The organism is Nitrosovibrio sp. Nv4 (genome assembly GCF_900215485.1).
Taxonomy (GTDB): Bacteria; Pseudomonadota; Gammaproteobacteria; order Burkholderiales; family Nitrosomonadaceae; genus Nitrosospira.
The window spans coordinates 33,329-59,798 of record NZ_OCMZ01000001.1 but is presented as its reverse complement, the minus strand read 5'-3'; the positions used below and the strand labels follow the sequence as shown (position 1 = coordinate 59,798).

Below are 26,470 nucleotides of genomic sequence, written 5' to 3'. Positions count from 1 at the left end.
GCCCCCAAGGTTCAAGAAAATATGTCAAAGGTTTAGCATGTGATTTTTTCCGTTTCGTGATCTAACCCCATAAAGTGCTTGCTGGCTGGAAAGGAAGCATGGGGCTTATATCAAGGCGGGTGGGTTCTCGCAGCAGACAATCTTGGGCCTTAGCGCGGTAGCCATATTTGCCATAATTCACCAAACAGCCGACGGGCTGACCTATTTCGTTTCAGCTTATTCATGCTAGCGATCATCAAAAACCAGCCGGGCTACGGGTGGCATGCCTTCTCGTGTAAAATCCTGTGTTTTCAACTTGCCGACTTACTAGATAGCCGATGCTTCAACTTCGGGGTGGCAACGCCCTTTCTCCGTTCCGCCTGGAAAAATTGGCGCACGCCCTTAGAACCGCGGCTCCGCAAATATCCCGCATTTATGCCGAATACTGGTATTTTTGCGCGACGGCACGCGATCTGCAGGCGAGCGAGGTTGCCATTCTCGAGAAGCTGCTCAAGTGTGCGCCGATGGGACAAGCCACCCGGCGGGCAGAACATGCCGAAGGTGAACTGCTGTTGGTCGTACCCCGTCCCGGCACCATATCCCCATGGTCTACCAAAGCAAGCGATATTGTCCACCATTGCGGGCTGGACGCGGTGGAACGGGTGGAGCGCGGTGTGGCTTTTTACATTTCGACAGGAAGCGAGGTTTCCACCGAGCTATCTCCCAATTCCAAGGATGCGCTGCTTGCGCTGATACACGACCGCATGACCGAGGCAGTGTTTGGCTCGTTCGATGACGCGGAAAAACTGTTCAGGCATTTCGCCCCGAAGCCGCTGAAAACGGTGGATGTGCTGATCGGCGGAAGAGAAGCGCTGCAAAAGGCTAACAGCGAAATGGGGCTTGCGTTGTCGCCTGATGAAATCGACTATTTCGCGGCATATTTCATTCGCATCGAGCGTAATCCCACCGATGTGGAATTGATGATGTTTGCCCAGGCGAATTCGGAGCATTGCCGCCACAAGATTTTCAATGCGGACTGGGTGATAGACGGCCAACCCCGGACGCAATCGCTATTTTCGATGATCCGCAATACTCACCGGCAGTATCCGCAGGGCACGGTGGTAGCGTACGCCGATAATTCTGCCATTATGGAAGGCGCAACGATCGCCCGTTTCTACCCCGGCAAGGACAACGCGTATGCTTATGCCGACGAGCAGACGCACATCCTGATGAAAGTGGAAACCCACAATCATCCTACCGCCATTTCACCTTCTCCGGGCGCCGCTACCGGTGTCGGTGGGGAGATTCGCGACGAAGGCGCCACTGGCCGGGGAGCTAAACCCAGGGCTGGCCTGAGCGGCTTCTCTGTTTCCAATCTGAATATTCCTGAATTTGTTCAGCCTTGGGAAGTGCAGTCGCAGGGGGGGTCCGATCATTCTTATGGCAAACCAGGGCGTATCGCATCAGCATTGCAGATCATGCTGGAAGGTCCTATCGGCGGCGCAGCGTTCAACAACGAGTTCGGGCGGCCCAATCTGGCGGGTTATTTCCGTACCTTCGAGGAAAGTGTTGCCGGCGAGATGCGCGGGTATCACAAGCCCATCATGCTGGCGGGGGGCATAGGCCACATTGCCGCGCGTCATTCTTTCAAGGACGAGTTTTCAGCTGGTGCGCTGCTGATTCAATTGGGCGGCCCCGGAATGTTGATCGGCCTTGGCGGCGGTGCCGCTTCCAGCATGGATACGGGAAAAAATGTGGAGAGTCTCGATTTCGATTCCGTGCAGCGCGGCAACCCGGAGATGGAGCGGCGCGCGCAGGAAGTCATCGACGGCTGCTGGCAGCTGGAAAGACGCGGCGAGCCTAACCCGATTCTTTCGATTCACGACGTTGGCGCCGGCGGTTTATCGAATGCGCTACCTGAACTGTTGCATGGTTCGGGACGAGGAGGCTCATTCAATCTGCGCGATATTCCCTCCGAAGAGCCGGGCATGTCACCGATGCAGATCTGGAGCAATGAGGCACAGGAGCGTTATGTGCTTGCGATCCGGCCCGAGTCGCTCGAGTTATTCGCGGCGATTTGCGAGCGCGAACGCTGCCCGTTCGCGGTGGTGGGCACAGCGGCGGCACAAGAACAGCTTGTCGTGACTGATCCCTTGTTCGGCGACCGCCCAGTTGATATGGATCTCTCGGTACTGCTGGGCAAGCCGCCGAAAATGATCCGCGACGTGACACATGTCAAAAAAATGCTGATGCCATTTGATGCGGCGGGACTGAACCTGCGGGAAGCGGCATACCGTGTGCTTCGGTTGCCCTCCGTAGCGGACAAGACGTTTCTCATCAGTATTGGCGACCGCAGCGTTGGCGGTATGACCGCACGCGACCAGATGGTGGGACCGTGGCAGATTCCCGTTGCGGATGTGGCGGTAACACTGATGGGTTACCGCACCACTCTGGGCGAGGCCTTCGCCGTGGGCGAGCGCACCCCGGTGGCGTTGGTCGATCCCGCTGCTTCGGCACGCATGGCGGTAGGCGAAGCCATTACCAATATTACCGCCGCGCAGATTGGAGATATAGGAGAGATCAAGCTTTCAGCCAACTGGATGGCCGCGGCGGGGCATCCGGGCGAAGATGCAGCCCTGTTCGATGCAGTGCACGCGGTGGGAATGGAATTGTGCCCCCGGCTGGGAATCAGCATTCCAGTGGGTAAAGATTCGATGTCCATGAAAACTGTCTGGGAAGCGGATACCGGCCATGCCGATGCTGCAGCACGAAAAGAAGTCATTGCGCCTCTGTCCCTGATCGTTTCCGCGTTTGCGAGAGTAGCGGATGCGCGTAAAACGCTTACCCCGCAATTGCGCACCGATTGTGGCGCGACAGAACTCATACTGATCGATCTTGGAGCTGGGAGAAACCGCTTGGCCGGTTCGGCGCTTGCCCAGGTTTACAAGCAGGTAGGCGATGAAGCGCCGGACATAGATGGTCTGGAAGGAGCTGACCGACTCAAGGGATTTTTCGCAGCCATACAGCGCCTGAATCGCGAGAACAGGATAATCGCATATCATGACCGCTCCGACGGCGGCGTGTTTTCGACCTTGTGCGAGATGGCTTTTGCGGGACACGCAGGCATAAGCGTCAACCTGGATCAGTTGTGTTTCGATGCGCTCGCGACCGACATCGATGGCAGCGAACGGGAACCGGAAGCACTGGGCGGAAGATTCGTGGCGCGCATCCTGTCTGTTCTATTTAATGAAGAACTGGGCGCAGTGATCCAGATAAAGACCGATCATCGCCGGGATGTGCTGGGTGTATTATCGGAAGAAGGTTTACGCGACTTGAGTTTTGTGATTGGTAGCGTTAATGGCGAGGATGAAATCCGGTTTCTGCGCAACAACAAGCCGGTATTCGCAGAGAAGCGCGTCGCCCTGCACCGCGCCTGGTCGGAAACCACTTATCGTATGCAGAAGCTGCGCGACAATCCGGAATGCGCGCAACAGGAGTACGACCGCATACTCGATGTCGGCGATCCAGGTCTGCATGCACAACTGAGCTTCGACGTGGATCATGACATCGCCGCGCCCTACGTTCATGCAGGAACGAGGCCGCGAATCGCAATTTTGCGCGAGCAAGGTGTAAATGGTCACGTTGAGATGGCTGCGGCCTTTGATCGGGCCGGATTTGCGGCGACCGACGTACACATGAGCGATATCATTGCGGGTCGCGTCTCTCTCAGTGATTACAGGGGCTTTGCAGCATGCGGCGGATTTTCGTACGGGGACGTGCTGGGCGCGGGGGAAGGCTGGGCAAACTCCATTCTGTTTAATCCGCGAGCTCGCGACGAATTTGAAACATTTTTTGCGCAGAGCGATACCTTTGCACTGGGAGTATGCAACGGCTGCCAGATGATGAGCAACTTGCACGAAATGATTCCTGGGGCCGAGCATTGGCCCAAATTCATACGAAATAAATCGGAGCAGTTCGAGGCGCGCTTCGTCATGGCGGAGGTTCAGCAAAGCCCGTCCCTGTTTTTCGACGGCATGGCCGGGAGCCGGATACCTATTGCGGTTGCGCACGGTGAAGGTTATGCGGAATTTACCGATGAAAGCGGGGTCTCAGTAATCGCGCCTTTGGTTGCGTTGCGTTTCGTGGATAATCGGGGCAAACACACCGAGACTTATCCGCTTAATCCCAACGGCTCTCCTCAGGGTATTGCTGGTGTAACCACTGCGGATGGCCGTTTCAGCATCCTAATGCCTCACCCGGAACGCGGCTTCCGGGCCGCGCAGAACTCGTGGCATCCGGGCTGGCGCGAGGATGCGCCCTGGATGCGGATGTTCAGGAATGCGCGTAAGTGGGTGGGATGAGCAATCGAACTGGGCGACGTGGCAGCAAGATAGGTGGCAGCAAGATATCCGTCGAGAATATTATCGTAGACTTCGTCATTCCGGGCTTGACCCGGAATCCAGTCCAGATCAGAAATGGCATGCTTGGAGCGTCCCTTATACCTTCGTCATTCCGGGCTTGACCCGAACCCGTCCAAACCGGCAAGGTGTGCCTTGAACGCCCCCGATAGCGCTTTCGACGGCATGACGTTTATACTGTTTGTTCATCGAATCAAATAATTTGGATAAGAGTAAAGGAGTATCCAGCTTGAAAATTTCCCAAAGCGCTTTTTTTGCCTCCTTTGCCTCCTTTGGCGCTTTCCTGGTCTTCACTGTATTTGCGTCCAGCGTTTTCCTTGATAACGCATCGGCACAGACGAAGCCCACGGCTAGCAAGGAGAAAGAACAGCAAAGCGCGGACTGTGTCCCGGCCGGAAGCTGGCTCGCCCCTGGCAACGGGAAAATTTCCAGCACGGAAGTCATTACTCGCGCCGCCCAACGTTCGGTAGTGCTACTGGGTGAAATGCACGATAACCCCGAGCACCACCGTTGGCAATTACAGACGCTGGCGGGCCTGCATGCGCTGCGTCCCGGCATGGTGATCGGTTTCGAAATGTTTCCGCGCCGTGTGCAGAAGGCGCTCGACCAGTGGGTGGCGGGAGAACTCACGGAATCGGAGTTTCTCGCAGCCGCCGACTGGAACGGGGTCTGGAGCACCGACGTCAATCTTTACTTGCCACTTTTCCATTTTGCCCGCATGAACCGCGTGCCGATGGTCGCTCTCAATATCGATACGCGTTTGAGACGGGCGGTTGCGGCGAAGGGTTTTGGTGGCGTTCCGGAGAATGAACGCGAAGGCGTGATGCCTCCCGCTGCGCCGAGCGAAGCTTATCTTGGTTACCTGCTGCCGATCTATGGCGAGCACGAGCGCGGCGGCAAGAAGCGGGCGAATGCAGGTCGCGATGACCCCGACTTTGTACGCTTTGTCGAGGGGCAACAGCTCTGGGACCGGGCAATGGCACAGGCAATACAATCCGCGGCGAATCGGCCGGGACATCCTCTCGTTGTCGGGATCATGGGGTCGGGACATATCAAGTATGGTTATGGGGTCCCTCACCAACTGAAAGATCTCGGTATAACCGATATCGGCACGCTGTTGCCCTGGAACAGCGGCACAGGGTGCGGAAAAATCAGTGCAGGAATGGCCGACGCAATATTCGGTACCGCATCGCCCTCTGTTATATCGCACGAACCCCAGCGGCAGCGTCTCGGTATCCGGTTCGAAATGGCACAGGATGGGGGGGCTCGGGTGCTGCAGGTGGAAAAGGGCAGCATTGCCGAGAAATCGGGTCTCCGCGACAGCGACATAATTATTGAAGCCGCAGGTGCCTCGGTCAAGCGAATGGAGGATATCGTGGAAACAGTCAAGCGTCAGGCGCCCGGCACCTGGTTACCGCTCAAGCTGAAGCGCGGGGGGGATACGATTGAGATTGTGGCCAAATTTCCGGCGTTGCCAGGGTGATAATGATGAGGTGGATGATGAGGCTTACGATGGGATCGCGTACGCTGGATATATGGAGAGGCGTCGCGTGTGTTCTGCTCTCGATTCTCGCCACAACAGGCGCATACGCCGCGTCCAGGGGCACGGACACCACCGATATCCACTATGACATTACCGTGAATATTGACCCCGTCGCGCGTAGCATCGAAGGACGCAGTGTTATTACGGCAAATACACCGGAAGAGCTGACCCTTGTGCTGGGGCGCCGTTTTGGAGTGATGCATGCGCGTGTTGATGGCACCAGTTTGGGACCTGCCGCAAGCATGGGCAAGATGCGAGCCTGGGGAATTCCAGGGATTTCAGGCGAGGGGCAGTTGCCGCGCCGTATCGAGGTTCACTGGAAAGGAGACCTCTCTGCGCTTGATGCGTCGCTTGATCATTCCCAGACGCTGGGGCGGGACGAGCCGGCAAGCGGCGAGGCCGGTACTTTTCTGCCTGATTCAAGCGGCTGGTATCCGTACATCGCGGGAAAGCTGGCCAGCTATCAGGTGAATATCGAGCTTCCAGCCGGGCAGCGCGGCATTGTCCCAGGCCGATTGATGGAGGAATCCGATTCGGACAAGGGATACCGTGCACGTTTTGAATTCCCGTCCCCTACGGGTGGGATTGATCTCATGGCTGGTCCCTACGCTGTCGAAACAAGTGCCATGCGTGGCGCGGGTGGTAAGTCGATCCAGTTGAGAACCTATTTCCACCCGCAGATTGCCGACCTTGCGCCTGCTTATCTAGATTCGGTAAAAGGATATATCGAGCTTTATGAATCCTGGATCGGCGAGTATCCGTTCACGGAGTTCAGTGTCGTATCGAGTCCGACGCCGACAGGTTTTGGCATGCCGACCCTCACCTACCTTGGGATAGAGGTGTTGCGGCTACCGTTTATCCGTTCCACCTCGCTGGGCCATGAGGTGCTGCATAACTGGTGGGGAAATGGGGTATATCCCGATTATGCGAAAGGCAACTGGTCGGAGGGGTTGACCACTTTCATGGCGGATTACGCTTACAAAGAGCGCGGAAGCCCCGAAGCAGCCCTGGATATGCGGCGGGGCTGGCTGCGCGACTTTGCCGCGCTTTCTCCGGGACAGGACGCATCCCTTGCAAGTTTCACTTCACGCACGCACGGGGCCACGCAGATCGTCGGCTATAACAAGGCAGCAATGATTTTCCTCATGCTGCGCGATTTGCTCGGGCGCGAAACCTTCGATCGCGCGCTTCATGCATTCTGGCGCGAGCAGCGCTTCCGCGTTGCTTCATGGGCGGATTTGCAGCGCGCATTCGAAGCAGCATCCGGACGGGATCTGACCGTGTTTTTCGACCAGTGGCTCACTCGTGCGGGGGCACCGGTTCTTCGCATTGCGGAAGCCGAACCTGTGAAGTCAGACTCAGGCCATCACCGTGTTACAGTCACGCTTGAACAAGGGGATCCCGCGTACCGGTTGCATGTGCCGGTGGCAATCCATACCGCCGAGGGCGAGGAGCTTCGTACGCTTGACCTTGAGAAGCCTCGTCAGACGTTCATGCTTGATATAGGCGCTCAGCCGCTAAAGGTGACCCTTGATCCGGACCTCCGGTTGTTCCGGCGTCTGATGCCCGAGGAGGCCCCGCCGATTCTGCGGCAAGTAATGGTAGACCGGACAGCGGCCACCGTTTTACTTCCGGAAAGCGGAGACGCGCGCGGTGCAGCCGAAACGCTCGCGACAAAAATTCAAAATCGTGCCCCCAAGCTGGTCTCGGCGACGGACAGTCCTCCGGTTGTGCCAACACTGGTGATCGGCCTGCAGGACCAGGTCGACGCCTGGCTTGCGCGGCATCAGTTGCCTGAGCGGCCTGAGATGGTGGGAAACAAAGGCTCCGCGCAGGCCTGGACGGTGAGACGGACCAATGGCGGGACACTCGCAATCGTATCCGCACGTGACCTCGCGTCTCTCGTTGCGGTGACACGGCCGCTGCCGCATTATGGGCGCCAGAGTTATGTCGTTTTTGACGGCGCGAAGATGATCGGGCGCGGCTCATGGCCGACACGGTCGCAGGTGGTGAAACTGGATTGATGGCTCAGGGCGGAAGCTTCAGAGCGGAAGCGGTAGACACCGGATTTGAACCAAATTACCTCTGAACGGTCTCCCGGGACTGTTTCAGATGTTATTTGTCATATTATTTCGTAGACCGGAATCATCACCAGTCAACCTTTCCGATTTCCCGACTTCGAAGCGGGTATTTTTGGTAAAATGAAGTTTAATTTATTAATTTTTTGGAGTATTTGATGGCCGTCGAGAGAACTCTGTCTATCATCAAGCCTGATGCGGTGGCAAAAAATGTGATAGGAGAAATCTATTCCCGTTTTGAGAGCAATGGATTGAAAATAATCGCGGCGCGGATGTTATGGCTGTCGCAGGCGGATGCCGAGGGTTTTTACGCAGTGCATCGCAGTAGGCCGTTTTTTAACGATCTGGTGAAATTCATGATTTCCGGACCAGTCATGGTGCAGGTACTCGAGGGCGAAGACGCGATCAGAAAAAACAGGGAGCTGATGGGCGCGACAGATCCGCAAAAGGCCGAGAAAGGAACTATCCGTGCGGATTTCGCCGACAGCATCGACGCCAACGCAGTGCACGGCTCCGACGGACCCGAGACCGCGGCGGTTGAGATTGCTTATTATTTTCCCGAATTGAACATTTATTCTCGATAGACCGGCCACGACTCAACTTATGACCGTTAATCTCCTCGATTTCGATGCGAAAAGCCTCGCGGGTTTCTGTATGGAAATCGGCGAGAAGCCGTTTCGCGCCAAGCAATTGCTGCGCTGGATCCATCGATCCGGCGAGGCGGATTTCGCCGGGATGAGCGATCTGGCGAAAGGGTTGCGGGACAAGCTCTCCGCAACCGCCGTGATTGAGCCCCCGCAGGTGATCGGCGATCATGCCGCTGCCGATGGTACCCGTAAGTGGCTATTGTCAGTGGGTGCCGGTAACGGTATCGAGACAGTTTTCATACCTGAAACAAACCGTGGGACCTTGTGTATTTCCAGCCAGGTCGGTTGCGCGCTGGCATGCACTTTTTGCTCTACCGGCAGGCAGGGGTTTAACCGGAACCTGACAGTAGCGGAAATCATCGGTCAGTTATGGTGGGCGAATAAAGCGCTGGCTGAAGCGTCGGGTGGCGTGTCCGGACGTGATCGCGCCATCACGAATGTGGTGATGATGGGCATGGGCGAGCCGCTGGCCAATTTCGAGAATGTGGTGACGGCGCTCGATCTCATGCTGGACGATAATGCCTATGGCCTGTCGCGGCGGCGCGTTACGGTTAGTACCTCGGGTCTCGTACCCGCCATGGACCGTCTGCGCCAGCGCTGCCCGGTCGCACTGGCGGTATCGTTGCATGCGCCCAACGATGCGTTGCGCGACCAGCTGGTGCCGATCAACAAGAAATATCCGATCAGGGAATTGTTGGCGGCATGCGAACGTTATCTGGAATCGGCGCCGCGAGACTTCATTACTTTTGAGTATGTCATGCTGGATGGTGTCAACGACAGCGTGGCTCATGCACAAGAATTGGTGAAATTGGTACGCCACATCCCTTGCAAATTCAACCTGATCCCCTTTAATCCGTTTCCCGATTCCGGTTACCGGCGTTCGTCGGCAGATGCTGTACGCTGTTTTCGGGACGTGCTGATGCAGGCTGGACTGATCACAACGGTACGCAAGACGCGGGGAGACGATATCGCCGCTGCTTGCGGTCAGCTTGCGGGAAAAGTGCATGATAAGACCCGGCGGGCAAGCCGCGGGCTTATGGAAATGGCAAGATGAGACACATGCAGATGCAGATGGATTTCTTCAGGCGCAGTGCGCACCCCGCGCACTCTGTGGTGATAGCGACGATTTTGCCACACGACGCAGGCACCAGGTGCTGCCCAACGGCGGATTCGAGTCATGGACGCCCCTGATAACAACGACATCGGTCGTAGAGCAGAAGCAGCGCCAGCGCCAATCCAGAAAGAACGCGGCCCGGGCCGGTTGCTGCAGGATGCGCGGCTGGAGCGCGGTTTAAGTATCGAGGATGTTGCGCGCCAGTTGCGATTATCGGTACGGCAGGTCGTTGCGTTGGAGGAGGATGATTACGACAAAGTGGCGGGTGGAACGTTTTTGCGCGGATTTGTACGGAATTACGCCAAGCTGCTGCAGATCGACTCGGCACCGTTGTTGCGGCAGTTGGAGGATGTGCTTCCGCCCCCTCCCGCTCCAACCATTTCCTATCCGAGCGAAGGTATTCCCTTCCCCTCGAATCAGAAAATGGGAAAGCGCAACCTGATTATTGGTGGAGCCGTAGTTCTGGCGCTGCTTTTGCTGATTTATGAAATTTATCGTGGTAGTGAGGCCAATGTCGAAAAGCAGCCCAGCGTGCAGGCCGAAGCCGGAATTGAGGGTGAGCAAGCCGCGACATTGCCACAACTTCAGTCGTCAGACGCAATGTCGAACGGTAAGCCCCATGCAATGTCGCCTGATATGGGAGACGGCGCGCCTGAGCAGCAGAGTATTCCCTTCTCTGTCCCGCCCCCGGTTCAGCAGATTATCCCTGGATCGCCGGGCGCGGTTTCTCCCCGATCGGAGAACCCTGGATCGGCAAATATTGCCGGGACGCCGGGTCCTGTCATTGGAGAAAACGGTGTTCATCTGATATTTGAAGGAGAATCGTGGACGGAAATCAGGGACGGCAGGGGCAGGCTGCTTCTTTCCCGAGTTAACCCGCGCGGGACCGAGCAAGTCGTGCACGGTACACCGCCAATCTCCCTGACAATCGGCAACGCCGCCGAAGTCAAGCTGGTCTACAATAACAAGCCGGTGGATCTGGCGCCTTTCATCAATGCCTATGGTGGAACGGCGCGCTTGTCGCTCAAATAGAATCTCAACATTTACAATATTCTTTATTCTTATATGACTATGTCTCCCAATACTTTCCCACAACGTCGAAACAGCGTGGGCGTCCGCGTAGATGGCATCAAGGTTGGCGGCGGTGCGCCGGTGGTGGTGCAATCCATGACCAATACCGATACGGAAAATGAAGTTGCCACTGCGGTACAAGTGGCGCAGCTTGCGCGTGCGGGATCGGAACTGGTGCGCATTACCGTCAATACCGCCGCAGCAGCGCAAGCAGTGCCGGGTATCCGGGCACGCCTCGACGACATGGGGTGTGACGTGCCCCTGATAGGCGATTTCCATTTCAATGGTCATAAGCTGGTGACCGATTATCCTGATTGTGCGAAGGCGCTGGCCAAATACCGTATCAATCCGGGTAATGTGGGCCATGGCAGGAAACGCGACGAACAATTTTCCATTCTGATCGAAACAGCCTGCAAATATGGCAAACCGGTGCGTATCGGTGTTAACTGGGGCAGCCTTGATCCCGAACTGCTGACGCGAGTGATGGATGAGAATGCGCGTTCCAGCGACCCGAAGGATGCGGCCCATGTAATGCGCGAAGCGTTGATTACCTCGGCGCTTGAAAGTGCGGCAAGAGCGGAAGAGATTGGGTTGGGCCGCGACCGGATCATATTGTCATGCAAAGTAAGTGGCGTGCGTGACTTGATTTCCGTCTACCGCGACCTGGCGGCCCGGTGCGATTATGCGCTGCATCTGGGATTGACCGAAGCGGGCATGGGCTCCAAGGGAATTGTTGCCTCTACCGCCGCATTGTCGGTGCTGCTTCTGGAAGGCATCGGCGACACAATACGCATATCGCTTACGCCCGAGCCAGGGGGTGACCGCTCGCGTGAAGTTATCGTGGCGCAGGAGATTCTGCAAACGACGGGATTGCGCGCATTTGTGCCGCTGGTCGCGGCCTGTCCGGGCTGCGGTCGAACCACCAGCACCTATTTCCAGGAACTGGCGGAAAGCATCCAGGGTTACGTTCGCAGCCAGATGCTCGTTTGGCGCGAAGAATACGATGGCGTGGAAAACATGACACTGGCTGTGATGGGGTGCGTGGTCAACGGGCCCGGCGAAAGCAAGCATGCCAATATCGGCATCAGTCTGCCTGGTTCGGGAGAGAGACCTGTTGCGCCGGTTTATGTGGACGGGCAGAAGTCTGTAACGTTGAAAGGCGACAATATTGCGGGTGAGTTCCGGCAGATCGTCGATGAATATGTGCAGGCGAAATACCCGAAGAAAGCTGTCAATGCCCAATAGAGGGATACAAGCCATTCGCGGGATGAACGACATCCTGCCTGAACAGATATACCTTTGGGAATTCTTCGAGCAGGTGGTACGGGATTGGATGGCGGCTTATGGTTACCGTAACATTCGCATGCCAATTGTCGAGCAGACTGACTTGTTCGTGCGTTCCATCGGTGCGGTAACAGACATCGTCGAGAAGGAGATGTATACCTTTCTCGATCATCTCAATGGCGACAGCCTTACCTTGCGCCCTGAGGGAACCGCGTCCTGTGTGCGCGCAGTGCTGGAACACAATCTTCTCTACGCGGGTCCGCAACGGCTGTACTATTCCGGTCCCATGTTCCGTCATGAGCGTCCGCAGAAAGGACGTTACCGGCAATTCCACCAGGTGGGCGTGGAAGCACTTGGGTACGTCGGTCCGGATATCGATGCCGAACTCATCGTCATGTGTGCGGAATTGTGGAAAAGATTGCGTATTTCTGGTGTGCGTCTGGAAATTGGCACGCTTGGCAGTGCCGAATCGCGGGCAGTACACCGGGCTCGATTGATCGGATATCTGGAGCGGCATCTGGGCAGGCTCGATGATGATGCTTCGCGGCGATTGCACAGTAATCCGTTGCGAATACTCGACAGCAAGAACGCCGAGATGAGGGAAATCATTGATGGCGCGCCACGGTTGATGGACGATCTGGATGAGGATTCATTAGCCCATTTCGAGAAGCTCCAGGAGATCCTGCGCTCGCAGGGAACAGACTTCGAGATCAATCCGCGACTGGTGAGAGGACTGGATTATTACAACCGCACGGTGTTCGAATGGATAACCGACAAGCTGGGCGCCCAGGGGACAATATGTGCGGGCGGACGTTATGACGGATTGGTGGAACAGATCGGGGGAAAGGCTGCGCCGGCGTGCGGTTTTGCTCTGGGTGTGGAGCGGGTGCTGGCGCTGATGGCGGAAAATGCCAGCGAAGTAACGCGTCCCGTACCCGACGTTTATGTGATACATCAGGGTGACGCTGCCGATGGCCTGGCCTGGAAAACGGCGAGGCACTTGCGGGACGAGGGATTCAAGGCAATATTGCATTGCGGTGAGGGCAGCTTCAAGGCACAAATGAAGAAAGCTGACGCGAGCGGGGCGCGCTTTGCCATCATCATCGGGGACGACGAAGCGGCAGCCGATGAGATAAGCATCAAGCCTTTGCGGGAAGCAGCAGAGCAAGTGAGAGTCGGGCTCGCGGAAGCAGCGGATCTGCTTAAAAGAACCTGAACCAGAAAATTTTTAATCGGGAAGCTAAATGGCAGCCTACAATCCGGAAGAGCAAGAAAACATAGAGGAACTGAAATCCTGGTGGAGCACATATGGCACGCTGGTGATTGTCGTTATAGCGGCTTTTGTCACCGGTATAGGGGGTACTCAAGCCTGGAATTATTACCAGAGACAGCAGGTCGAACAGGCAGCGGAATTGTATGACTCGCTGTTGCAGGTCCAGGGAGGTGGAGATCCCAAGAAGATCAGCGATGCCGCTGGTCTGCTCATGGAAGGTTTTTCCGGGAGCGGCTACGCCTCACGCGCAGCGCTGATTTCGGCCCGAGCCAGCCTTGATGCAGGGGATTTGCAAACCGCAAAAGGCCGTCTGCAGTGGGTGCTGGATAATTCGAAGGAAGACGAACTGAAAGACCTCGTTCGTCTGCATCTGGCCGCGGTATTGCTGGATGAAAAGAAATATGATGAAGCGCTGCGCATGCTGGAAACCAGACACGGCGAATCGTTTGACGGCCTGTATGCCGATCTCAAGGGCGATGTGCTGACTGCTGCGGGCAAAGTGACAGAGGCGCGCGCTGCTTATCAAATGGCACTCGCCAAGATGGGCGGGAAAGGTACCTATCACAATATCGTTCAAATAAAACTGGACGCCTTGTGAAACATCAGCTAACGAATTTTCGATAGAGAAGGCCGAATATACCCCGCTCGGCGCTCGAGGGCGGCGCGCTGGGGCGATTGTACATTCCGACCTGCTCAGGGCCTGAATGGCTGAAAATGGTCATTAACCGCACTAATCTTTCTCAGTAGTCTCCTTTCATTGTGAATTGGAACATGCCTGCAGGCAAGCCCGCGTCTCCGAACAAATCCCTGCTTCCACGTGAGACCGCAGCCCCCTGCGCCGAATCCCATGGCGGATCGACCCAGGGTATTCCCGGGAATGCCGGCTCGATTCGCCGGCATGCTTTGCTGCTGGCGTCGTCGTTCATACTCTCCGGATGTGCAGGCATGGTAGATATGGTGCGCGATGTGGCACGCAGCCTGGCCGATATCGACGTGTCGGGCGTCACCGATATGTTCGGTGGCGGACGTGTTGAACTGACTCCCGAGCAGATTGCCCAATTGGCGGTAATTCCTCCGGCCCGGCTACTGTGGCGGAACGAGGTTGAAGAAGGACAGGCCGCCATATTTGTGCCAGTGTTGGGCGCGGATGCGGTGTATGCGGCAGGCATGGATGGGCGTATGGTGCGTTTTGATCCCGCATCAGGCAAGGAATTCGGCATTGTCGATACCAAGCACCGACTGTCGGGCGGCATCGGCAGGGGTGAGGGCATGTTGCTGGTTGGAACCTTCAGAGGTGAGGTTCTGGCATTCGATGAGAAAACTGGCGACCCTTTATGGACGGCGTTGGTATCCAGCGAGGTATTAAGTCCGCCGCAGGCTGCAAACGGCATGGTAGTGGTTCGCAGTGGAGACGGTAGAATTTTTTGCCTGGACGCGAAAGACGGCAAGCGCAAGTGGATTTATCAGGGCGCCACTCCATCGCTTACGGTGCGGAGTTTTGCCGGTGTTTTGATCGCGGATGATAAGGTGTACGCTGGTTTTCCCGGGGGAAAGCTGGTAGCGATAAACATGTCCAATGGCAACGCCGCCTGGGAGGCAGCGGTAGCGCGACCGCGAGGTCCGACGGAACTGGAGCGGCTCGCGGATATTACCAGTTTACCGGTGATGGATGAACAGCAGGTATGCGCCGTAGCTTATCAGGGACGTGTGGCCTGCTTTGAAATTGCTACCGGTAACCAGATATGGACACGCGAGGTATCAAGCAACGCCGGCTTGGCCATGGATAAAAATTACCTTTACGTAAGCGAGGATCGAGGCGCGATGCTGGCTTACGATAAAAAGGATGGAAGCAGCATCTGGACGCAAGATCTGCTCAATGGACTCAGATTGTCTCCGCCGCTTATTCAAGATTCTCGCATAGTAGTGGGAGATTCCCAAGGGTATGTCAACATCATCCGGAATGATAACGGCGCCATTATTGCCCGATCCGCCACCGACGAGAGCGCCATCGTTACCCGTCCGGTGCCTCTTCCCAGCGGTTTCGCGGTGGTGCAAACCAGAAAGGGCGGAGTCTATGCATTTAGCATGTAACCGGCAAAATTCGGGAAATTCATCCACTGCTGCAAAAAATCGGCAATACTTCATCCATTGCTGCAAAAAATCGGCAAAGCATTACATTTCTCCTTCCGTGCCGAAGGATTGACGTTTTAAAAAAGAACCCTAGATCATGAAACCCACCCTCGTACTGGTAGGGCGGCCCAATGTCGGAAAATCAACGCTGTTCAACCGTTTGACCCGCAGCCGCGATGCAATCGTGGCCGATATTCCGGGACTGACGCGAGATCGCCATTACGGGCATGGCAGGCTGGGGGATAAGCCCTATCTGGTGGTGGATACCGGCGGTTTCGAGCCAACGGTGACGGAAGGTATTCTGCACGAGATGGCCAAGCAGACGCGACAGGCGGTCGACGAGGCTGACATGGTGCTTTTCATCGTTGATGGCAGAACAGGTCTGGCGTCGCAAGATAAGATCATCGCGGAACAGCTGCGCAAGACGGGCCGCAAGATCATACTGGTGGTAAACAAGACCGAAGGCATGCCGTCTTCCGTCGTTACCGCTGAATTTCACGAACTGGGTTTGGGCGAACCTTGCGCGATTTCCGCCGTGCATGGCGACAACGTGAATGAATTGGCGGAGTTAGCGCTACAGGATTTTCCTCAACCACAGGAAGACGAAACAAAAGACAAGCATCCAAAAATTGCGATCGTGGGACGGCCCAACGTCGGCAAATCGACGCTGGTAAATACGCTGCTTGGAGAGGAGCGTGTAATCGCCTTTGATCAGCCAGGCACCACCCGCAACAGCATCTATATTGATTTCGACCGCAACGGCCGCAGGTACACGCTGATCGATACTGCCGGTTTGCGCCGTCGAGGCAAGGTGCTGGAGACAATAGAAAAATTTTCGGTGGTGAAGACTCTGCAAGCGGTGGAGGACGCCAACGTGGTCGTACTGGTGCTGGATGCGAGCAGCGAAATTTCGGACCAGGATGCACACATCGCCGGCTTCATTTTGGAGGCGGGGCGTGCACTCGTGCTGGCAGTAAACAAGTGGGACGGCCTGGATGATTATCAGCGCGATATCATAAAAAGGGAGATCGCTCGGAAGCTGCCTTTTCTGCTCAATTTTGCCAAATTCCACTACATATCGGCCCTGCGCGGTACTGGCATAAAAGGGTTGCTTCCGTCGATTGACGGCGCCTATACGGCCGCGACAGCAAATCTCTCCACCCCCAAACTCACGCGGACCCTGATGGCGGCAGTGGAGAAGCAGCAGCCGCCGCGTTCAGGTATGTCCCGTCCCAAACTGCGGTATGCTCACCAGGGCGGCACTAACCCGCCTTTGATCGTGATTCATGGCAGCGCCCTTGACCATGTGCCTCCAACCTATCGGCGCTATCTCGAAAATACGTTTCGCGAAACCTTCCAGCTCGAGGGCACGCCATTACGGGTTGAATTCAGGACGGGACGCAACCCTTACGCAGGGAAAAGTCCAGCGCCTCTTAGCGAAGCTGAAGCAAAGCGGGCTCATCGGCGCCGACGATACGGTCGAAAAAAGTATGGCTAACCGTAAATCAGCTGAAAATAAGTCTCGAAGAAGTAGGACCGTTGAAGAAGTAGGGTGGTACTGATTGGTCGCCAGGACTCGGACCTCCGCATAAAGGTGCAGTCAAGATGAGCGAGGGGAATCCACAGTTGCCTAATGCAATATCCTCGGCACGCTCAAAATAAATTCCGGAATAGCGGCATCGAAGCGAAGACCATCTTCAGCAACCATCTGGTAACTGCCTTTCATTGACCCCACTGGCGTGGAAATGGCGGTGCCGCTTGTATATTCAAAGCTGTCGCCAGGTTTTAGCAGCGGCTGCTCACCAACTACTCCCAAGCCCCGCACTTCCTGTATACCGCCGCCCCCATCCGCAATAATCCAATGGCGGCTGATAAGCTGTGCCGGAACGGTGCCGACATTGGAGAGGACGATGGTATAAGCGAATACATAACGATCAAGCGCTTCGTCCGACTGATCCGGAAGATAGGTCGTATGCACCTTTACAGCAATCTCGTATTTTTTTTCTTCAGGCATAGTCAACATTGCACACTATTTTCCAGTTCACGGCAAGGGTGGGTATTCATAAATTAGCAATCACAAGTTCAAAAAATGGAGGAAAGGTATCTCTTTCCTAGCAAAGCTGTTGGCGCGAAGTCCTGAATTACGGTTAAAATCGAGTTTTTTGATCACAAGGAAGCCCTTCATGGCTAATTATCGCATCGCTCCGAGCATTCTTTCCGCAAACTTTGCCAAGCTGGGGGAGGAAATTACTGCAGTTATCGATTCCGGTGCGGATTTTATTCACTTTGATGTGATGGATAATCACTACGTACCCAATCTCACTATTGGTCCGCTGGTGTGCGATGCGATCCGGCCCCTGACGGACGCTGTTATCGACGTGCATCTGATGGTTGAGCCAGTGGATCGTATTATTCCAGACTTCGCCAAGGCTGGCGCCAACATCATTTCCTTTCATCCGGAGGCATCCCGGCATATCGATCGCACTATTGGGCTCATCAAGGAGCAAGGCTGCAAAGCCGGCCTGGTGTTCAACCCTGGGACACCCTTGAATTATCTCGACCATGTGCTGGAAAAGCTGGATCTGGTACTGATAATGTCAGTGAATCCCGGTTTTGGAGGACAGCAGTTCATTCCCGAGGCATTGGAGAAACTCAAGGCGGTGCGCAAGCGAATAGACCAAACGGGCAAGAATATCCTGCTGGAAATCGATGGAGGCGTGAAAGTGGATAATATCGCTGAAATCGCTCGCGCGGGAGCCGATACTTTCGTTGCGGGTTCCGCTATTTATGGGGCGGGTAAGGATAGCGATCCGCATCGCTACGATACAATACTGGCAGCTTTGCGCTCAGAGTTGGGAAAGGTTTGAACCGTTTGAGACCAACTGAACCAATGACGCCAGTAAAGCCGGATTTGCGAGCATTCATTCATTATCGCGGCTTTATTCCATTCCAACCACATCCCCTATAAGGGACAATACGACGTGAACAAAAGTCTTTCCCCGGTTACGGATGCCTCCGCGACCGAAATGGAATTTCCCCTACTGATCAAAGCCGTGATGATCGACCTGGACGGTACGCTTCTTGATACGGCGCATGATCTGGCGGCAGCTGCGAATATGATGTTAAGAGAGCTGGGAAGGGCGGAGCTTCCGCCGGAAACCATTCAATCCTACATCGGCAAGGGCATAGAGAGAATGGTGAAGCGCTCGCTTACAGGCAGTATGGATGGCGAGCCCGATACGGAATTGTTCAATAGAGCGATGCCAATATATGAGCGCGATTACGCGAAAACGCTGTGTATTGATACGCGGCCCTATCCAGGGGTGCTGGAGGGCTTGAAGGCACTGCGCGAGCACGGTTTTCGCCTGGCATGCGTTACCAACAAGGCAGAGGCTTTTACCCTGCCGCTGCTTCGTGCTACAGGGTTGCTGGGCTTTTTCGATGTTGTCCTTTCGGGCGATAGCCTGCCGAAGAAGAAACCCGATCCTATGCCTTTGCTTCATGCCTGCAAACAGTTCGGGATTGAGCCCAGCGAAATGTTGCTGATCGGCGATTCCTTGAACGATGCCCAGGCAGCACGCGCTGCGGGTTGCCGTGTCTTTTGCGTACCATATGGTTACAACGAAGGGCGGGATGTGCGGGAACTTGATTGTGACGCCATCGTTTCATCGCTTTACGAGGCAACGAAACTGATCCAAAAACTGTCATGATCAATAAAAAAACGAAAATTGGAAGATGCGCAGCCAAAGCCTGCCGCCCCGAGCGTCAGGGCTTTGGATGTTGGCGTGGCTAATACTTAAGCTCACCGCGCTGTGGTCTTCTTCTTTTTTGTTTTTTTCGGAGTTAAATCATGACCGATGCCGAATTCAATGCCCTTGCGGCACAGGGATATAATCGGATCCCTCTGGTCCTGGAAACCTTTGCCGATCTCGATACCCCTCTATCAGTTTATCTGAAACTTGCCAACCAGCCGTATTCGTATCTGCTGGAATCGGTGCAGGGTGGCGAACGCTTCGGTCGCTACTCGTTTATCGGCTTGCCTGCCACTACCCGCATAGAGGCACGCGGCAACCATATCAGTCTTAGCGGCGGCATGGAACGGCAAGAGATCGAATCCGTTGATCCGCTGGCTTTCATCGAATCGTATCTGTCGCGCTTCAGGGCGGCGCCATATCCTGGCTTACCACGCTTCTGCGGCGGCCTTGCAGGGTACTTCGCCTATGACACCGTTCGATACATGGAACGCAAGCTAGCTACCCGTCGAAATGCCCATCCTGATAAGCTCGATACACCTGACATACTGCTGTTGCTAACCGAAGAGCTGGCAGTGGTAGATAACCTTTCCGGCAAACTCTACCTCATCGTTTATGCCGATCCCGGCAAAGCGGGTGCATATCTCACCGCCAGTGCCCGCTTGAAAGAACTGCTTGCTAACTTGCGCAGACCTGTGGAGATCCCGGTTGAAGCACCCTGTAAATCGGGTGGAGCTGTTTCGGAATTCAGCGAGACAGATTTTATTGCGGCGGTGGAGCGTGCCAAGCAATATATTTTCGATGGCGACATCATGCAGGTAGTGCTGTCGCAGCGGACCAGCAAGCCCTATAGCGCCTCGTCACTGGCGCTGTACCGTGCACTGCGCAGCCTCAATCCTTCTCCCTATATGTTTTATTACGACCTCGGTGGTTTTCACGTCGTTGGTGCATCGCCTGAAATTCTGGTGCGGCTCGAGGGCGAGACGGTAACGGTAAGACCTATCGCAGGCACTCGCCCTCGCGGAAAAACCGTACCGGAAGACGTAGCGCTGGCGGCCGATCTGCTGGCCGATCCGAAAGAACGTGCAGAGCATGTCATGCTAATGGATCTTGGGCGCAACGATGTGGGACGTGTTGCGCAGACTGGCACGGTGAAGGTTACTGAAAACATGCAGATCGAACGCTATTCCCACGTCATGCACATCGTTTCCAATGTGGAGGGCAAACTCAAACCCGGCCTGAATGCGATGGATGTGCTGCGGGCTACCTTTCCCGCAGGTACCGTCAGTGGTGCACCCAAAGTACGGGCGATGGAAATTATCGATGAACTGGAAGTCTCCAAGCGCGGCGTTTATGCCGGCGCAGTCGGCTATCTGGGATTCAATGGGGATATGGATCTGGCCATCGCCATTCGCACGGGTATCATCAAGGAGGGCACATTACACGTACAGGCAGGCGCCGGTATTGTTGCCGATTCCGTGCCGCAGAGCGAGTGGATAGAGACACAAAACAAGGCTAAAGCGCTGTTGCGAGCGGCGGAAATAGCCGAAAGCGGACTGGACAGCAGGATCGAGTAGAGACCAATCCGTCAGTGCCTTATCCACTCGATGGGTGTATGTGCTCGCCTACCAAATCTAATCAAATTGGTTGCCATCTGGTCGCGATTACAATAAAAAACGTGGAGCGTATGCTAATCTCTGCTGACTATTGAATCGGCTTGAGTGCTTGCGTCTATTGCAAGCAATCACGGTAGCAGAATGAAGCCCCACTCATGTTGGTCGCCCCCTGCGGCTCAGATCAGAAATTCTCCAACGCCTATTACGGCCATTCATAAACCCAGTCAAGCAATGCATCCATTGCCGGTTGGGCATTTCCCGCTTTTGGATGATTGACGAAGAAAACCACAACTACGCGCCTACCCGATTTAGTAAGCACGTATCCTGCCATGGTTTTCACACCCTCCAGCAAACCGGTTTTAATATGCGCCTGCCCTGCGGTAGCACTGCCGTTTAGCCGTTTCTTCATGGTTCCGTCCACCGCGGCGATCGGCAACGAGGATATGAACTCCGGCATGACGGAACTTTCAAATGCGGCGAGTAGAAGCGCTCCCAGATGGTGAGTGCTGATGCGCTCGTTGCGCGATAAGCCTGAGCCGTTTTCGAGGATAAGTTCAGGGAAACTCATCCCTCTGGACGCGAGCCATGTTCGGATCGCGATGTCCGACTGGAGAAGGGTGGCGCGCGGCTTGCTCTCACTATTAGCCGCGCCACTGCCTGTGCTGATGATTCCACCCTTAGCGTGGGCAGCGGCGATGCCGTTAGTCAGGCCCAACGCAAGGTATAGTTGTCGGGCAGCAGTGTTGTTACTGAATTTATTAATGTCGCGAACAATGTCTGAAAGTGGAGGGGATTGGTGGATCTCCAATGGAGCTAGTCCTTCTGGCGCTGCCCCACTGCGTACGTTGCCGTGAAATATTCCACCTTGCTCCTCCCACAGTTGCCTGAACAGCCGGGCGGTATAGCTGGCTGCATCATGCACGCTGAGAAATAAAGTTTTTTCACCGCAATCGATGGAATAACTGCCTTTGAGCACAACTGAAGCTCGGCCGTTCCTGTTATCGGTGCGAATGTCGGGAGCGAGCGCGTCGCGCCATTCACTGCATCGGGTGTTGGTAAGCAGCAAACTATTCTTGAGGTCCAATGACGAAGGCAGCGGGTCGACCACGATTCGAACCGTTTTGCTTCCAGGTTGAGGAAGGAGCCGTAGCGCCAGAGTCCGATAGTTCACCAGCAATGCTTCGGGAGGCACGTTGTAGGAACGATGGGGCTTACCGTCGAATGCAGCCGGGTCGCCGTTGGGCAAATCAAAATGGCTGCTATCCAGCACGAGGTCTCCCGCAATTTCGCGCAATCCGGTCTGGCGCAGGCGCCGCGTGAGCAACCAGAAATTTTCAAGATTCAGCCTGGGATCGCCGTAGCCCTTGATTATCAGGTTACCTTGCAGCGCATCGTCCTGCATTATGCCGTCAGCGTATACTTCGGTTTTCCAGGTATATGCTGGCCCCAGCAGCTCCAAGCCGGCAAATGTCGTGACAAGCTTCATTACTGATGCCGGATTCATCGACACGTCTGCATTAACGGCTAGCAGTGGTTGGGCTGCACCAATCTCATGAACATAAATACCGGTAGAAGACTCGGGAATGCGCGCCTGTTTGAGCGCCCCGCGCACAGGCATGGGCAAATCATGCGAAAACCCGGGTATCGGCAAGAAGACAAGTGCACAACATAGAGCAGTGCGAAGAGCGATGGCCAGTTTTTGGTTGAGCAATTTGAAATTTATAGTCTGCCGGTTTCGTTCGACCTGTTCGGCCTGACCGACTCGCTCGACCTCGGGGCCAGCCTCGGATATGCTGAAATCCATCAAAAAGCGCGCATGGTTATTCCGATGATAGCGCTGCCGGTGATTTCACCGGCAGCGCCCGAAAAATGACCCGCAGTAAGCGTTGTGGCCGCGAAGGAATTATTCAGCGGATCTCCTTTCTAGCATGAGTCCACCACCCGCAAGGTTCCTGATATCAGCAAATCGATTTCCTGCTCATCAATGGTATATGGCGGCATGAAATAGACTGTATTTCCCAGTGGGCGTAACGACAACTCCTGCTTGAGAGCGGCTTGGAAGAAGTTTCCGGAAAAAGCGGGATCGGAGGTTTCGACCTCGAATGCCCAGATCATTCCGCAGTTACGAAAGTCTCTCACCTTGGGATGAGATGCGATCGGATGTGCCGCCTGGCTAAGATAACTCGCTGTGATGCGGTTGGCATCAATAATATTATCTTGTTCAAAGATATCGAGCGTTGCGAGCGCAGCCCGGCACGCCAGTGCATTGCCCGCATGGGTATGCGAATGTAGAAAAGCGCGCGCAGCCTCATCATGATAAAAAGCCGCAAATACCGCATCCGTAGTCATTACCATGGAAAGGGGAAGGTAACCGGCAGTCAAGCCTTTACCGAGGCATAAAAAATCCGGAACCATGTTCGCCTGCTCGCACGCAAACATGGTTCCGGTTCTGCCAAAACCAACTGCGATTTCATCCGCGATCAGATGTACCTGGTACTTATCGCACAGCTCCCTTGCACGCTTGAGATAATCGGGATGATACATCCCCATGCCGGCAGCGCCCTGCACGAGTGGTTCCACAATAAATGCCGCGGTCACGGCATGATTTTCCTGTAGATAGGCTTCGAGCGCAGTAGCGGCACGAAGCGCATAATCCCTGTCAGATTCTCCCTCCGGCGCATAACGCCAGTCCGGGGTGAGAACGTGCGCGCTGGGGCGCAGTAGCGGAGCATAAATATCCTTGAACAGCGACACATCGGTAACCGAAAGCGCGCCCACGGTTTCTCCGTGGTAGTCATGCTGCAAACTGATAAACCGATTTTTTTCTGGCCGACCGCTGTTGTGCCAGTACTGAAAGCTCATTTTCAGCGCCGTTTCCACTGCGGACGCGCCGTCGCTGCTATATGAACAATGACCGAGCCTGTTCGATAGCAGCCTGCTCAGGCGTTCCGATAGTTCCACCACCGGCTCATGTGTAAACCCGGCCAGCATGATATGTTCAAACCTGTCAAGCTGGTCGCGAATGGCTGCATTGATCCGTGGGTTGGCATGGCCAAACAGATTGACCCACCAGGACCCGATAGCGTCCAGGTAGCGCCTGTCGTCGAAGTCGTAAAGCCATACGCCTTTGCCCCGAACGATCGTAATGGGAGGCAGCAACTCATGCTGTTTCATCTGTGTGCACGGATGCCAGACTGATTTTAAGCTTCGTTCAGATAAGTATTTATTGCTCATCTACTTGAAATTCCCCGCAACAGCCCCTATTATTAGCACTCGTTAGCACTCGTCACTGTTGAGTGCTAACAATTTTGTAGAGAAACCAGAGAGCCACATTTAAATGTGGGTTCCTGCTGGGTTTCATCGTTTTGATTTTTTAAAACAGGAGAAAGAATATGCAGATTCGTCCCTTACACGACCGCGTTATTGTCAGGCGACTGGAAGAAGAACGCAAGACCGCATCCGGTATTGTCATCCCCGACAGTGCCGCGGAGAAGCCCGATCAAGGCGAAATTATCGCTGTAGGCAAGGGCAAGGTCGGCGACGACGGCAATGTCCGTGCGCTGGAAGTGAAAGTCGGCGATAAAGTTCTGTTCGGCAAATATTCCGGACAGGCCGTGAAGGTGTCTGGAGAAGAGCTTCTGGTGATGCGCGAGGAAGACATCATGGGCGTTATCGAAGGTTAGTTTTTAACGACACCTTACACAACATTTTCTGGAAATTAGGAGAAAAAGATTATGGCAGCGAAAGAAGTGAAATTTGGCGATTCCGCCCGCCACAAAATGGTAAATGGGGTCAACATATTGGCCGATGCAGTCAAGGTTACCCTCGGCCCCAAAGGCCGAAACGTAGTACTTGAGCGTTCCTACGGCGCCCCTACGATCACCAAGGACGGTGTTTCAGTAGCGAAAGAAATTGAACTGAAAGACAAGTTCGAGAATATGGGCGCGCAAATGGTAAAGGAAGTGGCCAGCAAAACTTCCGATGTAGCCGGCGACGGAACAACGACGGCCACCGTGCTGGCGCAATCCATCGTAAAAGAAGGCATGAAATACGTTGCCGCCGGAATGAATCCGATGGACCTCAAGCGAGGTATCGATAAAGCCGTTACTGCGACGGTTGCAGAGCTCAAGAAGTTTTCCAAACCCTGCACTACCGGCAAGGAAATCGCACAGGTAGGAAGCATCTCTGCCAATTCCGATCCTGAAATCGGCAAGATTATTGCGGACGCAATGGAAAAGGTGGGTAAGGAAGGCGTGATCACGGTGGAAGACGGCTCCGGCCTGCAAAACGAGTTGGAAGTAGTCGAAGGCATGCAGTTCGATCGCGGATACCTTTCGCCTTATTTCATTAACAACGCCGACAGACAGATCGCGTTGCTCGAAAGTCCTTTTATCCTGCTGCACGATAAAAAGATTTCCAATATCCGTGAATTGCTCCCCGTACTGGAACTGGTAGCCAAGGCTGGCAAGCCTTTGCTGATTATTGCCGAAGATGTGGACGGCGAGGCGCTTGCAACGCTGGTGGTGAACAATATCCGTGGTATCCTCAAAACCTGTGCGGTCAAAGCGCCCGGGTTTGGTGATCGCCGTAAAGCCATGCTTGAAGACATCGCAATTCTTACGGGCGGCACCGTAATTGCCGAGGAAGTCGGGTTGTCACTGGAAAAGGCGACGCTGAAGGAACTGGGTCAGGCCAAGCGCATTGAAATCGGCAAGGAAGAAACCACTGTCATTGATGGCGCTGGCGACACCCAAAACATCGAGTCGCGCGTGAAGCAGGTTCGCAATCAGATCGAAGAAGCGACCAGCGACTACGACAAGGAGAAATTGCAAGAGCGTGTGGCAAAGCTTGCTGGCGGGGTGGCGCTGATTAAAGTCGGTGCGGCAACCGAGGTCGAAATGAAAGAGAAGAAAGCGCGTGTCGAAGACGCGCTTCATGCGACCCGGGCGGCGGTAGAAGAAGGTATCGTCCCCGGCGGCGGGGTTGCCTTGTTGCGCAGCCGTGCTGCACTGGCCGGCATCAAAGGCGACAACGCTGATCAGGATGCAGGCATCAAGATCGTGCTGCGGGCGTTGGAAGAGCCACTGCGCCAGATTGTAGCCAACTGCGGCGATGAGCCTTCGGTGGTAATCAACAAGGTGCTGGAAGGCGAGGGTAACTTTGGTTACAACGCTGCCACCAGCGAATATGGCGACATGGTGGAAATGGGCGTCCTAGATCCTACCAAGGTCACGCGTTATGCACTGCAGCACGCTGCCTCGGTAGCGAGCCTGATGCTCACCACTGATGCTCTGGTCGCAGAAATGCCGAAGGAAGAATCCAACGGAGGCGGCATGGGTGGCGGAATGGGTGGCATGGGCGGAATGGGCGGCATGGGTGGCATGGATATGTAGGTTGCCGTCTCTGCTGTCAGCATGCAGCGTAATAAAAACCCCGCTCCGGTGGGGTTTTTTATTGGAAAGCAGAATCGAGTTGGTTGTTGTCGCGGCTTGTATCCAATGGTTCTTTATAACTTCATGAAATCGGATCTAAGATGCATCAAATTGGCCGAGGCTCTGAAAAAAT

General features: G+C 55.0%; 19 protein-coding genes. 16 read left to right on the top strand and 3 right to left on the bottom strand.

Translation table 11 applies throughout. The features are described from left to right. Positions 1 to 317: 317 nt before the first annotated feature. The 11 genes from purL to der all read left to right on the top strand — a co-directional run bounded on the left by purL (position 318) and on the right by der (position 17,035). Positions 318 to 4,340 (top strand): phosphoribosylformylglycinamidine synthase, encoded by a 4,023-nt coding sequence (purL, locus tag CRO05_RS00240; protein WP_097065315.1) that lies wholly within the window; start codon positions 318 to 320, stop codon positions 4,338 to 4,340. Positions 4,341 to 4,626: 286 nt separating this feature from the next. Further along, positions 4,627 to 5,880, top strand: a complete 1,254-nt coding sequence (locus CRO05_RS00235) for a ChaN family lipoprotein (RefSeq protein WP_235001224.1) — start codon at positions 4,627 to 4,629, stop codon at positions 5,878 to 5,880. A gap of 29 nt (positions 5,881 to 5,909) precedes the next feature. Continuing rightward, positions 5,910 to 7,964: a M1 family metallopeptidase gene (locus CRO05_RS00230; protein ID WP_235001223.1), complete on the top strand. Its 2,055-nt coding sequence runs from the start codon at positions 5,910 to 5,912 to the stop codon at positions 7,962 to 7,964. 212 nt (positions 7,965 to 8,176) lie between these two features. Then, positions 8,177 to 8,602 (top strand): nucleoside-diphosphate kinase, encoded by a 426-nt coding sequence (ndk, locus tag CRO05_RS00225; protein WP_097065314.1) that lies wholly within the window; start codon positions 8,177 to 8,179, stop codon positions 8,600 to 8,602. A gap of 19 nt (positions 8,603 to 8,621) precedes the next feature. Beyond that, positions 8,622 to 9,719 (top strand): 23S rRNA (adenine(2503)-C(2))-methyltransferase RlmN, encoded by a 1,098-nt coding sequence (gene rlmN / locus CRO05_RS00220; protein WP_097065313.1) that lies wholly within the window; start codon positions 8,622 to 8,624, stop codon positions 9,717 to 9,719. 123 nt (positions 9,720 to 9,842) lie between these two features. Then, entirely contained in the window at positions 9,843 to 10,811 is a 969-nt protein-coding gene (locus CRO05_RS00215; protein WP_097065312.1) for a RodZ domain-containing protein, read from the top strand. A gap of 39 nt (positions 10,812 to 10,850) precedes the next feature. Beyond that, entirely contained in the window at positions 10,851 to 12,095 is a 1,245-nt protein-coding gene (gene ispG / locus CRO05_RS00210; RefSeq protein ID WP_097065311.1) for a flavodoxin-dependent (E)-4-hydroxy-3-methylbut-2-enyl-diphosphate synthase, read from the top strand. Further along, positions 12,085 to 13,350, top strand: a complete 1,266-nt coding sequence (gene hisS, locus CRO05_RS00205) for a histidine--tRNA ligase (RefSeq protein ID WP_097065310.1) — start codon at positions 12,085 to 12,087, stop codon at positions 13,348 to 13,350. The genes ispG and hisS overlap by 11 nt, the downstream gene beginning before the upstream one ends. 28 nt (positions 13,351 to 13,378) lie before the next feature. Then, complete coding sequence (locus tag CRO05_RS00200) at positions 13,379 to 14,005, top strand: tetratricopeptide repeat protein (protein WP_097065309.1); 627 nt, start codon at positions 13,379 to 13,381, stop codon at positions 14,003 to 14,005. Between the two features lie 173 nt (positions 14,006 to 14,178). Then, positions 14,179 to 15,498 carry an outer membrane protein assembly factor BamB gene (bamB, locus tag CRO05_RS00195; protein ID WP_097065308.1) on the top strand — a complete coding sequence of 440 codons (1,320 nt, stop codon included), beginning with the start codon at positions 14,179 to 14,181 and terminating at the stop codon, positions 15,496 to 15,498. A gap of 136 nt (positions 15,499 to 15,634) precedes the next feature. Beyond that, positions 15,635 to 17,035, top strand: coding sequence for a ribosome biogenesis GTPase Der (gene der / locus CRO05_RS00190; protein WP_097065307.1), 1,401 nt, complete (start codon positions 15,635 to 15,637; stop codon positions 17,033 to 17,035). Between the two features lie 132 nt (positions 17,036 to 17,167). Here the strand turns inward: der and apaG are convergent, their stop codons facing one another. Continuing rightward, the gene (gene apaG, locus CRO05_RS00185; RefSeq protein WP_097066566.1) at positions 17,168 to 17,551 is read right to left on the bottom strand and encodes a Co2+/Mg2+ efflux protein ApaG; all 384 of its coding nucleotides are present in this window, start codon (positions 17,549 to 17,551) and stop codon (positions 17,168 to 17,170) included. Between the two features lie 169 nt (positions 17,552 to 17,720). On the opposite strand from apaG, the gene rpe reads away from it, so the two are divergent. The 3 genes from rpe to trpE all read left to right on the top strand — a co-directional run bounded on the left by rpe (position 17,721) and on the right by trpE (position 20,866). Then, entirely contained in the window at positions 17,721 to 18,404 is a 684-nt protein-coding gene (rpe, locus tag CRO05_RS00180; protein ID WP_097065306.1) for a ribulose-phosphate 3-epimerase, read from the top strand. Between the two features lie 159 nt (positions 18,405 to 18,563). Further along, the gene (locus tag CRO05_RS00175; RefSeq protein WP_097066565.1) at positions 18,564 to 19,247 is read left to right on the top strand and encodes a phosphoglycolate phosphatase; all 684 of its coding nucleotides are present in this window, start codon (positions 18,564 to 18,566) and stop codon (positions 19,245 to 19,247) included. 140 nt (positions 19,248 to 19,387) lie between these two features. Continuing rightward, positions 19,388 to 20,866 carry an anthranilate synthase component I gene (gene trpE, locus CRO05_RS00170; RefSeq protein ID WP_097065305.1) on the top strand — a complete coding sequence of 493 codons (1,479 nt, stop codon included), beginning with the start codon at positions 19,388 to 19,390 and terminating at the stop codon, positions 20,864 to 20,866. Positions 20,867 to 21,107: 241 nt separating this feature from the next. On the opposite strand, the gene dacB is transcribed toward trpE, so the two are convergent. Continuing rightward, positions 21,108 to 22,709 (bottom strand): D-alanyl-D-alanine carboxypeptidase/D-alanyl-D-alanine-endopeptidase, encoded by a 1,602-nt coding sequence (dacB, locus tag CRO05_RS00165; protein WP_097065304.1) that lies wholly within the window; start codon positions 22,707 to 22,709, stop codon positions 21,108 to 21,110. Between the two features lie 119 nt (positions 22,710 to 22,828). After that, positions 22,829 to 24,139 (bottom strand): adenosylmethionine--8-amino-7-oxononanoate transaminase, encoded by a 1,311-nt coding sequence (gene bioA / locus CRO05_RS00160; protein WP_097065303.1) that lies wholly within the window; start codon positions 24,137 to 24,139, stop codon positions 22,829 to 22,831. A 158-nt stretch (positions 24,140 to 24,297) separates the two neighbouring features. Here bioA and groES point away from each other — a divergent pair, with 158 nt between their 5' ends. Both groES and groL read left to right on the top strand, forming a co-directional pair. Next, positions 24,298 to 24,588: a co-chaperone GroES gene (gene groES, locus CRO05_RS00155; RefSeq protein WP_090883385.1), complete on the top strand. Its 291-nt coding sequence runs from the start codon at positions 24,298 to 24,300 to the stop codon at positions 24,586 to 24,588. A 51-nt stretch (positions 24,589 to 24,639) separates the two neighbouring features. Then, the gene (gene groL, locus CRO05_RS00150; RefSeq protein WP_097065302.1) at positions 24,640 to 26,298 is read left to right on the top strand and encodes a chaperonin GroEL; all 1,659 of its coding nucleotides are present in this window, start codon (positions 24,640 to 24,642) and stop codon (positions 26,296 to 26,298) included. The last annotated feature ends 172 nt before the right edge of the window (positions 26,299 to 26,470 follow it).

What these genes read in the sequence shown, in the direction of transcription:
- purL (WP_097065315.1), top strand. Translation starts at nt 318, where the DNA reads ATGCTTCAACTTCGGGGTGGCAACGCCCTTTCTCCGTTCCGCCTGGAA.
- CRO05_RS00230 (WP_235001223.1), top strand. Translation starts at nt 5,910, where the DNA reads ATGGGATCGCGTACGCTGGATATATGGAGAGGCGTCGCGTGTGTTCTG.
- ndk (WP_097065314.1), top strand. Translation starts at nt 8,177, where the DNA reads ATGGCCGTCGAGAGAACTCTGTCTATCATCAAGCCTGATGCGGTGGCA.
- rlmN (WP_097065313.1), top strand. Translation starts at nt 8,622, where the DNA reads ATGACCGTTAATCTCCTCGATTTCGATGCGAAAAGCCTCGCGGGTTTC.
- CRO05_RS00215 (WP_097065312.1), top strand. Translation starts at nt 9,843, where the DNA reads ATGGACGCCCCTGATAACAACGACATCGGTCGTAGAGCAGAAGCAGCG.
- ispG (WP_097065311.1), top strand. Translation starts at nt 10,851, where the DNA reads ATGTCTCCCAATACTTTCCCACAACGTCGAAACAGCGTGGGCGTCCGC.
- hisS (WP_097065310.1), top strand. Translation starts at nt 12,085, where the DNA reads ATGCCCAATAGAGGGATACAAGCCATTCGCGGGATGAACGACATCCTG.
- CRO05_RS00200 (WP_097065309.1), top strand. Translation starts at nt 13,379, where the DNA reads ATGGCAGCCTACAATCCGGAAGAGCAAGAAAACATAGAGGAACTGAAA.
- bamB (WP_097065308.1), top strand. Translation starts at nt 14,179, where the DNA reads ATGCCTGCAGGCAAGCCCGCGTCTCCGAACAAATCCCTGCTTCCACGT.
- der (WP_097065307.1), top strand. Translation starts at nt 15,635, where the DNA reads ATGAAACCCACCCTCGTACTGGTAGGGCGGCCCAATGTCGGAAAATCA.
- apaG (WP_097066566.1), bottom strand. Translation starts at nt 17,551, where the DNA reads ATGCCTGAAGAAAAAAAATACGAGATTGCTGTAAAGGTGCATACGACC.
- rpe (WP_097065306.1), top strand. Translation starts at nt 17,721, where the DNA reads ATGGCTAATTATCGCATCGCTCCGAGCATTCTTTCCGCAAACTTTGCC.
- CRO05_RS00175 (WP_097066565.1), top strand. Translation starts at nt 18,564, where the DNA reads ATGGAATTTCCCCTACTGATCAAAGCCGTGATGATCGACCTGGACGGT.
- trpE (WP_097065305.1), top strand. Translation starts at nt 19,388, where the DNA reads ATGACCGATGCCGAATTCAATGCCCTTGCGGCACAGGGATATAATCGG.
- dacB (WP_097065304.1), bottom strand. Translation starts at nt 22,709, where the DNA reads ATGGATTTCAGCATATCCGAGGCTGGCCCCGAGGTCGAGCGAGTCGGT.
- bioA (WP_097065303.1), bottom strand. Translation starts at nt 24,139, where the DNA reads ATGAGCAATAAATACTTATCTGAACGAAGCTTAAAATCAGTCTGGCAT.
- groES (WP_090883385.1), top strand. Translation starts at nt 24,298, where the DNA reads ATGCAGATTCGTCCCTTACACGACCGCGTTATTGTCAGGCGACTGGAA.
- groL (WP_097065302.1), top strand. Translation starts at nt 24,640, where the DNA reads ATGGCAGCGAAAGAAGTGAAATTTGGCGATTCCGCCCGCCACAAAATG.